Annotated in this window: 12 protein-coding genes and 1 pseudogene; 1 reads left to right on the top strand and 12 read right to left on the bottom strand. The window is 36.1% G+C overall.

Annotated elements, in window-relative coordinates:
* Positions 1 to 54 precede the first annotated feature (54 nt).
* The 8 genes from RUH60_RS11065 to rpsF form a co-directional block, all read right to left on the bottom strand.
* A complete protein-coding gene (locus RUH60_RS11065; RefSeq protein ID WP_313808282.1) occupies positions 55 to 756 on the bottom strand; it encodes a hypothetical protein in 702 nt (233 codons plus the stop codon).
* Positions 756 to 1,445 carry a lysoplasmalogenase family protein gene (locus RUH60_RS11060; RefSeq protein WP_313808280.1) on the bottom strand — a complete coding sequence of 230 codons (690 nt, stop codon included), beginning with the start codon at positions 1,443 to 1,445 and terminating at the stop codon, positions 756 to 758. Before RUH60_RS11060 ends, RUH60_RS11065 begins: the two co-directional genes overlap by 1 nt.
* On the bottom strand, positions 1,442 to 2,143 hold the full coding sequence (locus RUH60_RS11055; protein WP_313808278.1) for a hypothetical protein: 702 nt from the start codon (positions 2,141 to 2,143) through the stop codon (positions 1,442 to 1,444). The genes RUH60_RS11060 and RUH60_RS11055 overlap by 4 nt, the downstream gene beginning before the upstream one ends.
* A complete protein-coding gene (ligA, locus tag RUH60_RS11050; protein ID WP_313808277.1) occupies positions 2,136 to 4,136 on the bottom strand; it encodes an NAD-dependent DNA ligase LigA in 2,001 nt (666 codons plus the stop codon). The genes RUH60_RS11055 and ligA overlap by 8 nt, the downstream gene beginning before the upstream one ends.
* 73 nt (positions 4,137 to 4,209) lie before the next feature.
* The gene (locus RUH60_RS11045) at positions 4,210 to 4,683 is read right to left on the bottom strand and encodes a DUF6495 family protein (protein ID WP_313808275.1); all 474 of its coding nucleotides are present in this window, start codon (positions 4,681 to 4,683) and stop codon (positions 4,210 to 4,212) included.
* A gap of 98 nt (positions 4,684 to 4,781) precedes the next feature.
* Positions 4,782 to 5,225 (bottom strand): 50S ribosomal protein L9, encoded by a 444-nt coding sequence (gene rplI, locus RUH60_RS11040; protein WP_313808273.1) that lies wholly within the window; start codon positions 5,223 to 5,225, stop codon positions 4,782 to 4,784.
* Positions 5,226 to 5,285: 60 nt separating this feature from the next.
* Positions 5,286 to 5,582, bottom strand: a complete 297-nt coding sequence (rpsR, locus tag RUH60_RS11035) for a 30S ribosomal protein S18 (RefSeq protein ID WP_002987043.1) — start codon at positions 5,580 to 5,582, stop codon at positions 5,286 to 5,288.
* Positions 5,583 to 5,587: 5 nt separating this feature from the next.
* Entirely contained in the window at positions 5,588 to 5,929 is a 342-nt protein-coding gene (gene rpsF / locus RUH60_RS11030; protein WP_313808271.1) for a 30S ribosomal protein S6, read from the bottom strand.
* A 168-nt stretch (positions 5,930 to 6,097) separates the two neighbouring features.
* On the opposite strand from rpsF, the gene RUH60_RS11025 reads away from it, so the two are divergent.
* Positions 6,098 to 6,796 (top strand): LytTR family DNA-binding domain-containing protein, encoded by a 699-nt coding sequence (locus tag RUH60_RS11025; RefSeq protein WP_313808270.1) that lies wholly within the window; start codon positions 6,098 to 6,100, stop codon positions 6,794 to 6,796.
* Between the two features lie 3 nt (positions 6,797 to 6,799).
* On the opposite strand, the gene priA is transcribed toward RUH60_RS11025, so the two are convergent.
* The 4 genes and pseudogenes from priA to RUH60_RS11005 all read right to left on the bottom strand — a co-directional run.
* Positions 6,800 to 9,250: a primosomal protein N' gene (gene priA / locus RUH60_RS11020; protein WP_313808269.1), complete on the bottom strand. Its 2,451-nt coding sequence runs from the start codon at positions 9,248 to 9,250 to the stop codon at positions 6,800 to 6,802.
* A gap of 87 nt (positions 9,251 to 9,337) precedes the next feature.
* On the bottom strand, positions 9,338 to 9,904 hold the full coding sequence (locus RUH60_RS11015; RefSeq protein ID WP_313808268.1) for a chalcone isomerase family protein: 567 nt from the start codon (positions 9,902 to 9,904) through the stop codon (positions 9,338 to 9,340).
* Positions 9,905 to 9,923: 19 nt separating this feature from the next.
* A complete protein-coding gene (locus RUH60_RS11010) occupies positions 9,924 to 10,847 on the bottom strand; it encodes a YihY/virulence factor BrkB family protein (protein WP_313808267.1) in 924 nt (307 codons plus the stop codon).
* 94 nt (positions 10,848 to 10,941) lie between these two features.
* A pseudogene (locus tag RUH60_RS11005) lies at positions 10,942 to 11,034 on the bottom strand (nicotinate-nucleotide diphosphorylase (carboxylating)); the annotation flags it as partial.

Raw genomic sequence — 11,034 nt, 5'->3', positions numbered from 1 at the left:
ATCAACTTAGGCAGAATAGATTTTTACTTCGATAAAATGAAAAAAGCTTCAACTTCAGGAAGAAGTATTGTCGTTTAAACGGAGCCTTTTTTCATCGAATAACAACATCATTTTATACAATACAAACTGACCGGCGGTGAACATCACAAAAGCCATTGGTCGGAATATATTCATCGACATATAATACAAATCTATCGAGATGATGAACTGTATCATCGTAAAAAGTAATGCGGCAATTAAAAGATGTGTATTAATTCTGCTGGAATGCATTATATAAGCCGATAAACTGTATCCGCCCAGGAAAATCATAAAAACAGCGTTGGAAAAATACAGATAAACACTTCCGTAAATATTTACATAGATGAGTTGAAGCACATAACAGTAAATAAACAAAAACGGAATAATAGCAATGATAAACAATTTGGAAACCGGAAATCTTGTATTCACTAATACGATATAGGTTATTAAAACCCAGAAGATTAAATAACTTATTCCGCCACGCAGAATCCCCGATTCGTCAACACTGATAAAGAAAATATTAGCCAACCATCCGAAAAACAAAGCAAGCAAATACAGATAATTTCTTTTTTCTGATGACAAAAAATAAATAATGGCCAATACAGGAAGTATAAATGGCCTGCTAACAGAAAGAATATCTTTGTCTTCCTGAAATTCACCGAAAACAACTATCACACAAACTATAAAATATAGAATCTGAAGCGCTAGTATTAATTTATTCTTCTCTGTTTTTTCCATTATTTCCTATACTGTAAAGGTCTTAAAAGATAATACTTGGCTAAAAAATAATACGATAACGCTTGTGGCAAATTATTGAGTAATCCAAAAATTTCAACTTCCTCAAAATGAGACTTTAAGATATAAAAAACATCTGAAATCACAAAACACAAACTCGTTAAGAGCATAAAAAACGTAAAACGGATTTGCTTTATCACATAACAGAATGAAGAAACAATACCGATAAGAACCAAAACAATTCCATACAATACAAATAACATCAGATTTTGTTGTTGTGAATCAATCATCAAATCTAAAATGGTTACCAATAAGTAAATGAGAAAGAATAAACAAATTAACAGAACCAACAAATTCTTCTTATTCACAAATTTAATTCTGAGTTGCAATAAGTCATCTAAAATATCCTTCAGAAAAAAACAATAACCAATCAGAAACAATAACGGAATGATATGTGATTTCTCTTCAAACTCCAACAAAACCATCATATCTCCTACAAAAAATAGGATTAGAACAATTACAAACCTCCAATTAATTTTCAATCTATTTTCCTGTAAATAAAAAAACAAAATCGATGGAGCAATAATCGGCTTAGACAATAACATCAAATCGTTATTTCCTAACAAAACGGAAACAACAAACACAAAACAGGCTGCAAAATATAGTATTATTGATGGCTTGGTATTCTTCAAAATTCGGATATTAAATTAGATTCGGTTCGGCTTAAAAAATATTTTACAATGAAATAAAAAGATATCGATTGTAAAAAAACATTAATGTTTATAAAAACGGGAAGCTTCATGTAATAATTATACAGCACATAAAATAAATCACACAAAACCAGACATAACATCGTAATTGCTAAGTAAAAAGCAGAAGTATCACCTTTAATCAGATGGAGAAAAACGGTACCTAAACTCAATAAAAACAAAACAATTCCGTAAACAGTTAAGAGTTCGTAATTAGCGTCCGATTTGTCAAAAATCAATTTTAAAGCAACATACAACAAGCTCAATAAAAAGCAAATCACCAAACAGATAATCGCAATCATATAAGCCGAGATTTGTGGATTTTTCACCAACAATAAATCTCGAACCAGAAAAAAACCGATTATCAGATAGGCCGACAAATTAATAAGCATCAAAGGAGCAAGTAGACTGTCTACCTCAATCAGAATGAGCATATCTCCGGCAAAAAAAAGCACTAAAACCAATATGGCAAAAAAGTTTACATTGCCTTTATTTTCCTGAAAATAGTAAAACAAAATCGCCGGCATCATCATCGGTTTGAATAAGAACGTAATCAGTTCATCCCAATGTAAAGCCACTGACAGCACATAAATGAGTGATGAAAGCAGATACAACGCCAATGCCGGTGAAACTTTACCCATGTATCATTGCTATAAAATCGTCTTCAGATATAATTGAAACGCCTAACTGATTGGCTTTCTCTAATTTCGCTGGTCCCATATTTTCCCCGGCGACCACAAAATTCGTTTTGGCGGATATTGAACTTCCTACTTTTCCGCCGTTATCTTCTATGGCCTTCTTCAAATCGTCTCTTGAAAATTTTGAAAATACACCGGAAACCACAAATATTTTTCCGTTAAGCAAATCCGAAACTGTTGTGTCAGCGGTTTCGCCTAAAGCTAATTGCACACCGAAGCTTTTCAATCGTTCAACAATTAGGATATTCTGATCATTCTCAAAAAACTCAATGACACTTTGAGCAATTTTTTCACCGATCTCATCAACAAGAACCAACTCTGAAAGTGAAGCCGAAGCCAAAGCATCAATGGTTTTATAATGTTTCGCTAATTTCTTGGCCACCGTTTCTCCAACATAACGAATTCCCAATGCATATAAAACTCTGTCGAATGGAATTTCTTTGGATTTCTCAATCCCATTAATCAGATTTTCAGCCGATTTCTCCGCCATTCGCTCCAACGGAACGATTTGTTCTTTCTTCAACTCATACAAATCGGCATAATTGGTCACCAAGCCGTTATTGAAAAGTAAAGCAACTGTTTCGCCACCAAGCCCTTCAATATCCATGGCTTTTCGAGTGATATAATGTTGGATTCTACCGATAATTTGTGGTGGACAACCGTAGTAATTCGGGCAATAATGTTGTGCTTCGCCTTCTTTCCGAACCAATTCCGACTCACATTCGGGGCACAAATGAATGTATTTAGTAACTTCGGAAGAATCAGGTCGTTTACTTAAATCAACCCCAACAATTTTAGGAATAATCTCGCCTCCTTTTTCTACAAAAACTTCGTCTCCGATTCGAATATCTAATTTTTCAATCTGATCTGCATTATGTAAGGAAGCTCTTTTTACAACCGTTCCGGCAAGTTGCACCGGTTCTAAATTAGCAACTGGCGTAATCGCTCCGGTTCGTCCAACCTGATACGAAATTGAATTCAGTTTGGTGGAAACTTGTTCCGCTTTAAATTTATAGGCAATAGCCCAACGTGGCGATTTTGCTGTATATCCCAACTCTTCTTGTTGGTGCAAATTGTTGATTTTAATTACCACACCATCCGTTTCATAAGGCAAGTCGTGACGGTGTTTGTCCCAGTGATTTATGAACTCTAAAACTTCATCAATATTTTGGGCCAAATGTGATTGCTTTGGTACTTTAAATCCCCATTGACGGGCTTTTTCCAAACCTTCGAATTGTGCTTGAAACGGCAGATTGGTTCCGATAATAGAATATAATAAACAATCTAAAGGACGTTTTGCTACTTCCGAACTATCTTGTAATTTCAGACTTCCGGAAGCTGTATTTCGAGGATTAGCGTATGGTGTTTCACCGATTTCAATCAACTCCTGATTCATCTTCTCAAAACCTGCTAACGGTAGAATAATTTCTCCACGAATGTCAAACTTAGCCGGAAAATCGCCTTTTAATTGAATCGGAACGGCTTTGATAGTTTTAATGTTGTTGGTCACATCGTCACCTTGAAAACCATCGCCTCGGGTTACGGCTCTTTTCAATTTACCATTTTCATAGGAAATACTGATAGAGGCCCCGTCGTACTTCAATTCACAAGTATATTGCAACGGAACATCACCTAATATTTTTTGGGCACGAGTTTCCCAATCCAATAAATCTTCTTTGGAATAGGAATTGTCCAGGGAATACATGCGATATTCGTGCTGAACGGTTTCAAAATTCTTGGTAATGGCTCCGCCTACGCGTTGTGTTGGCGAATTCTCATCGAAATGTTCCGGATGTTTTTCTTCGAGTTCTTGCAATTCTTTAAGTTTCACGTCGAATTCGTAATCAGAAATCGTCGGATTATCAAGAACATAGTAGTTATAATTATGCTGATTCAGTTCGTCTCGAAGATTTTTTAACTGTTGTAAAACATCCATAAAAAAGAAAATTGGCTAGTTTAGTTTCCTGCAACTAATTTAGCCAATTTTTCAAAACTTTTAAAGGAAAATCTTAACGCTCTAAAATGCCGTTCATTTGCTCAAACAACTCACCGTCGGTTAAAATAGCTCCTTGTCGGATTAATTCGAAAATCTCTTTATTTCGGTCGTCTGCAAAAACTTTTTGACCGCGTTGTACTTCTACATTATCAGTAAAAAGATTGTCGCTTAACCATTGTAATCCTTCTTTCTGAAGTAAATCAACATCGGTTACCAACGCACGAATGATAATCGTCATCATGTGTACTTCTGTACAATGAAAAAGGAAAATATAATTTTTAGAATAATGTTCCAGATATTTGGCATTCCCTAAAACGCCTTCCCAAATCAAATCGGAGAAAACATCCAATTCCTGCTCGGCAACTTCGGGTTGTTTTACTTTAATAATATCCCATTCGGCTTTATCAATAGACTGTGACGCCAAAAAATTGATAAATTCCGGATGCAATTCTTCTAACTGTTCTTTTGTTAATCGTGTATATTTCATGCTTTTCAAACTTTAGATTTCATCTAAGTGACGAAACCTATTGTAATATAAAAAAAAATCCCGATTTGCATCGGGATTCTTTGTATGGTTTTAACGAATTAAGCTTGTTCAGCGATAATTTCGTATGGTAATTCAACGATTACATCACGGTGTAAACGAACTGAAGCAGTATATTTACCAGTACGCTTAACGATACCTGAAGTGATGAATTTTTTGTCGATTGACTGACCGTTTTTCTCTAAAACCTCAGCGATGTCAGCATTAGTAACTGATCCGAATAATTTCTCACCACCTGCTTTAGCTGTAATTTTGATTTCCAAAGCTTTGATAGCCTCACCAATTGCTTTTGCATCAGCAACGATTTTAGCTTCTTTGTGCGCTTTTTGTTTCAAGTTCTCAGCTAATACTTTTTTAGCAGAAGGAGTAGCCAAAATAGCAAATCCTTGAGGGATTAAGAAATTACGACCGTATCCTGGTTTTACCGTTACTACATCGTCTTTAAATCCTAAATTTTGAACGTCTTGTTTTAAAATAAGTTCCATGTTGTTGTCCTTGTATTTTAGAAGTTAGGTTCCTTTCGGAAACCAACAACTGTTAATTAATTATTTTAATAAATCAGCCACGTAAGGCATTAAAGCTAAGTGACGAGCTCTTTTAACAGCTACAGACACTTTTCTTTGGTATTTTAATGAAGTTCCTGTTAAACGACGAGGTAAGATTTTACCTTGCTCGTTAACGAATTTCAATAAGAAATCAGCATCTTTATAATCGATGTATTTGATTCCTGATTTTTTGAAACGACAATACTTTTTAGTTTTGTTAGTTTCTATGTTTAAAGGCGTTAGATATCTGATATCTCCGTCTTTTTTTCCTTTTGCAGATTGCTCAATAGTTGACATGATAATTAAGCTTTTTTAGATTTTAATTTTTCTCTTCTTCTTTCAGCCCAAGCTACTGCATGTTTATCTAAACTTACAGTTAAGAAACGCATAACTCTTTCGTCACGACGGAATTCAGTTTCAAAACCGATTAAGATATCCGCAGGTGCTTCGAATTGGAACAAATGGTAAAAACCAGATTTCTTGTGTTGGATTTCGTAAGCCATTTTTTTCAAGCCCCAATCCTCTTTTGATACCATCTTTGCTCCTTTAGAAGTAAGAAAATCTTCGAATTTGCTTACTGTTTCCTTTACCTGCTGCTCAGATAAAACGGGATTCAAGATGAAAACAGTTTCATAATGATTCATAATAAAAATATTTATTTGTTATAAAATTGGGTGCAAAAATAGTGATTTATATTTAACAGACAATACTGTTTTCAATATTTTAGACGAAATGCAATATTTTAATAGAAATTCTTTTGTTTTTAAAACAATTTTAATATTTTAGTTCATAATTAACCTCACCAAAGGCTTATGAAAATAAATTGTATAGTAGTTGATGACAGTAGCATCCAACGATTGACCATTACCAAATTGGTAAATGACAACCCAAATCTGGAGCTTGTAGGCGAATTTTCTAATGCTGTAGAGGCCAAGAACTGCATAACCAACAAAAAAGTTGATTTAGTGTTTCTTGACATCGAAATGCCCGTGATAAACGGTTTTGATCTTTTAGATGGTTTAAAATCTAAACCTCAGGTGATTTTTATTACTTCGAAAGCGGAATATGCTGTAAAAGCCTTCGATTATGCCGCTACCGATTACCTTCACAAGCCAATTACCCGAGAACGTTTCAATCAGGCCGTGAAGAAAGCCATCAGTATGATTTCTTTGAGCAAGGAAAATGGTGGCGAAGAAGAAAGTCCGCACATCTTCATCAAAAGTAATCTGAAGAAGCTTAAAATTTACATTTCAAGAATTAAGTGGATTGAAGCTTATGGCGATTATGTAAAAGTAATTACCGAAGAAGACAGTCACCTGGTACTTTCCACGATGAAGTCTTTTGAAAACGAGTTACCGAAAGAGAAATTCATCCGCGTACACAAATCGTTTATCGTGAATATTGATAAAATCGAAAAGTTCAACAGTAAGTTTGCTGAAATCGGGCCGCATAAAATTCCGTTGAGCCGTAACAAAAAAGAAGACTTGGTTAAAGCGATAGAAAACGCTTAATCCTTAATAATTATCCACATTTACCGAAATTTTTATAGCTCGGTATTGTGCCACCGCTTCAAAACTATTCAGTATTCGCTGGATAGTTTTTTTTGTATTCCCCAAATGGTTTTGCGTTGGAATCTTTATCAGAATGGTTCGGATATATTCGTTGCGGATTCGGCTGATAGCAGGTTCTTCCGGACCTAATACCGGTAATTGAAGCTGTTGCACCAACACGTTATACATCCAAAGTGAACCTTCTTTTAATTTATCGAAATCGCGATGTTTCAGTGTTACTTTTATCAGACGGTAATACGGCGGATATTTAAAATTGTGGCGGTCATACAACTGTTCATTAAACATTCCGATATAATCATTACTCACAACTTGCTGAATTACATTATGATACGGATTATACGTCTGAATCATCACTTTTCCTCTTTTTTCTGAACGACCTGCCCTACCCGACACCTGCATCATCATCTGATAGGCACGTTCGTGGGAACGGAAATCCGGTTGGTTGAGCATATTATCCGCGTTCATAATTCCGACTAAAGTTACATTGTCGAAATGCAATCCTTTAGCTAACATTTGAGTTCCGACTAAAATATCAATCTCCTGATTTTTAAAAGCATCAATTATTTTTTCATAACCGTATTTTCCGCGAGTGGTGTCTTGGTCCATTCTCCCGATGACTTTGTTTGGAAAAAGTGCTTGTAATTCAATCTCTATCTGTTCGGTACCGAAACCTTTTGTAGATAAATCAACCGATTGACACGAATGACAATGCGTCGGATTTGCAATGGAATGACCACAGTAATGGCACCGCAATTGGTTTTTGAATTTATAATACGTCAAACTCACATCACAATTCGGACATTGCGGAACGTGACCGCACGTCATACATTCCACAAACGGCGAATAGCCGCGACGATTCTGAAACAAAATCACTTGTTCACCTTTGGAAAGCGAATCGGTTATGGCTTCCATTAAATCGTCTGAGAAATGACCGTTCATTTGCTTCCGCTTGTATTTGTCTTTTAAATCGACTAAATAAATATCGGGTAAAACGACATTGCCGAAACGTTCGAACAATTCCACCAAACCATATTTATTAGCTTTTACATTAAAATAGGTTTCCAAACTTGGCGTTGCCGAACCTAACAACACTTTTGCTTTATGTAACGACGCTAACACAATTGCCGCATCTCGGGCATGGTAACGTGGTGCAGGATCAAATTGTTTAAAGGTTTGTTCGTGTTCTTCATCAATAACGACCAATCCTAAATCATTGAATGGTAAAAATAAAGCCGAACGCGCTCCGATTACAATTTTAGCCTTTTCGGAATGCTGTAAAACCTGATTCCAAACCTCAACACGTTCGTTATTAGAATATTTAGAGTGAAAAACCGCCACCTGATTGCCAAAATAAGCAGTCAGGCGAGTAACTAATTGAGTCGTTAAAGCGATTTCAGGCAGTAAGTACAAAACCTGTTTCCCGCTTTGGATATATTCTTCAATGAGTTTGATGTAAATTTCAGTCTTGCCGGATGCCGTTACGCCGTGCAATAAGGTTACAGCATTGGTTTCAAACGAGGTGTTGATTTCTTCAAAAGCTTTTTGCTGCGGATTACTCAACTGAAAACCCGCATCTTCTTCTTTATCAAAAGCAACGCGGTCTTCGGTTAGATAATATTCTTCGAAGATTTCTTTATCTACTAATGATTTTACAACGGCTGAAGTGCTTCCGGAAGCTTCCAATAGTTTCTTAACGGAAATTGCCTTTTTCTCTTTCGCCTGCAATTGGAAATAATGCATCACCAACTCGCGCTGTTTTTGAGCTCGTGATAAAATCTCCATCAGTTCTGAAAGCTGTTCCTGATTGTGGAACTCCTCCTGCAAACGAATGTAGCGAGTTAATTTTGGTTTGTATTTTTCGGCTACTTCTTCCTGTAAAACCAAAGCATTTTTAGCCAACATAGCATTCAGTATCGGAAAGACGTTCTTCTTCCCTAAAATTGCCATAATGTCTTCTACTTTTAAAGAAGATTGTTGCTGCAACGCTTGATAAATCAGGTATTCACTGTCGGACAATTCTTTTTCATCAAGCTGAACTTCTTTGGGTGCCGAAATAATGGTTTCACTCTCCAGCAAAAATCCGCTGGGTAAGGCACTTTTGAATACTTCACCAATGGAACACATATAGTAAATCGCCATCCAGTTCCAGTGGTCAAGCTGAACTTCATTTACTACCGGAAGTTCGTCTAGAATCTGATGGATTTCTTTCGCCTGATACAATTGCGGCGGATTCTGATGCAAATCAACCACCAAACCTGTATAGATTTTGTTCTTTCCAAACGGAACCGCTACTCGCATTCCCTTTTGAATGTACCCATACTCCGCTTCAGAAACCAAATAGGTAAAGGTTTTTTGCAGCGGCAACGGTAAAACGACTTCTATAAAGTGTGGCATGAATTACTTTTGAGTTACAAATATAAGCGTCATAAAACAAAAAACACTTCGCAGTGGAAGTGTTTCTTACTTTATTTTGAACAAGGATTATTTTCCTAACATTGCTGCTTTTAAACCTTTGTCTGCTGGTTTGTTGGATAACCAGATTCCGAACATAGCTTTTTTGAATTCAGCGCCTTCGATAACACCTTTTTCTTTTCCGTTTTTAGATACTACTACACCTTTGTTTGGTACGTATACTAAATCGAAAACATCTCCTTTTTTAATTTCTTCTTTGAAGAACGCTTTGAACTGTGCAATTTTAGCTTTGATTGGTGCTGTATTTCCACCAGTTGCATTTTCAAATCCTTCGTTTACAGCGTTAATCATTTTGTCGCTGGTAATCATCCCGGAAACAATAGTTAATTTGATAGCTGCTGCGTCATTTCCGCCCATAATATCGGCTGCATTAGCATTCTTTTTTGGCAAGTATAACGCTCCTACATACATGTCCATGAAGAATTTTTCACGAACTCCTGCTCCGTTAAGCACTAAACTCTGATCTTCCATAGTTACTTTCTGAGCCAATTTCACACCACCTACTTCGGTTTGTGCGTTAGCTGAAAATAATCCGATGAAAGCCACTAATAAAACTGTTAAGAACTGTTTTTTCATAATTGTCGTTTTTGTTTTGTTAAATATATAAATTTTTTCTTTTGTGTTTGTTGATAATTGCATTTAACTCGAAACCTAAAAGCAATATCATACAATTGATCCAGATGTAAAACATTAATACAAGAAGTGTACCAATTGATCCGTATAACTCATTATATCGTGCAAATTTTGTTACGTAAATACCAAATACATACGAAGTTACAATGACCAGAACTACCGTCAACATGGCTCCGGCGTTGATAAAAGGAATTTGTTTCGTCTCTCTGGTTCCGTATTTAAAAAGAAATGAGGTCGATACAAAAAGCATCACAAAGATGAATGCATAACGAGCGTATTCGATGATTAGCACATCATCCAAACGGAAGGTATTGGATAGTTTCTGAATAAAAACCTCCGAAACGATAATGGACGAAATGGTAACAATCAAAAGAAACGAAAAGATTAAGGACAATCCGATAGATACAGCGTACTGACGGAAGTATCCTCGTTTAATCGTTACGTGATAGGAGGATTCAAAGCCGCCTAGAATTGCGTTCAATCCGTTGGCCATTAAGAAGATAGACATCAGAAAACCAAAGGATAACAAACTCTTGTAGGAGTTGTTCATAATATCACTCAAAATGGTTTCGACAGCACCAAAGGTATTCGGCGGTACGCTATCGGAAACGAATTGTAAAAAGTCTTCCTGAAAGCCTGCAAGCGGAATGTACGGAATCAAATTCAGAATGAACAGCGCAAAGGGAAACAAGGCCATAAAGAAACTGAAGGCAATTGCTCCGGCACGATACGAAAACGCACCTTTGGCAATTCCGATACCATAAAGTTCTAAAATTTCGTATAAAGAAACACCTTCCAAACCGGGCACTTTTATGGTTTTACAAAAAGCCATCAGTTTGTTCAGGACGGGAATCTTTTCTATTTGTTCTTCTATTTCTTTAGACATTCTTTTGAGTATTCAGTGGTCAGTATTTAGTAGGCAGTAGCAACAGTTCTTAGTACACAATTCTGAAAACTGCTTACTGAAAACTGAACACTAATTAAATTGCTTTCAGACTCAAATCCATGTTGTAGATGGAATGGGTTAAGGCTCCGGAGGATACGAAATCTACACCACATTCGGCATACTGACG

The sequence above is a fragment of the Flavobacterium sp. genome (assembly GCF_032153895.1).
In the GTDB taxonomy this organism is placed as follows: Bacteria; Bacteroidota; Bacteroidia; order Flavobacteriales; family Flavobacteriaceae; genus Flavobacterium.
The sequence above is the reverse complement of the archived record's forward strand: the minus strand, read 5'-3'. Positions and strand labels throughout refer to the sequence as shown.

Bases quoted from the DNA above. Each gene is read 5' to 3' on its own strand.
- RUH60_RS11065 (WP_313808282.1), bottom strand. From the start codon at position 756: ATGGAAAAAACAGAGAAGAATAAATTAATACTAGCGCTTCAGATTCTA.
- RUH60_RS11055 (WP_313808278.1), bottom strand. From the start codon at position 2,143: ATGGGTAAAGTTTCACCGGCATTGGCGTTGTATCTGCTTTCATCACTC.
- ligA (WP_313808277.1), bottom strand. From the start codon at position 4,136: ATGGATGTTTTACAACAGTTAAAAAATCTTCGAGACGAACTGAATCAG.
- RUH60_RS11045 (WP_313808275.1), bottom strand. From the start codon at position 4,683: ATGAAATATACACGATTAACAAAAGAACAGTTAGAAGAATTGCATCCG.
- rplI (WP_313808273.1), bottom strand. From the start codon at position 5,225: ATGGAACTTATTTTAAAACAAGACGTTCAAAATTTAGGATTTAAAGAC.
- rpsR (WP_002987043.1), bottom strand. From the start codon at position 5,582: ATGTCAACTATTGAGCAATCTGCAAAAGGAAAAAAAGACGGAGATATC.
- rpsF (WP_313808271.1), bottom strand. From the start codon at position 5,929: ATGAATCATTATGAAACTGTTTTCATCTTGAATCCCGTTTTATCTGAG.
- RUH60_RS11025 (WP_313808270.1), top strand. From the start codon at position 6,098: ATGAAAATAAATTGTATAGTAGTTGATGACAGTAGCATCCAACGATTG.
- priA (WP_313808269.1), bottom strand. From the start codon at position 9,250: ATGCCACACTTTATAGAAGTCGTTTTACCGTTGCCGCTGCAAAAAACC.
- RUH60_RS11015 (WP_313808268.1), bottom strand. From the start codon at position 9,904: ATGAAAAAACAGTTCTTAACAGTTTTATTAGTGGCTTTCATCGGATTA.
- RUH60_RS11010 (WP_313808267.1), bottom strand. From the start codon at position 10,847: ATGTCTAAAGAAATAGAAGAACAAATAGAAAAGATTCCCGTCCTGAAC.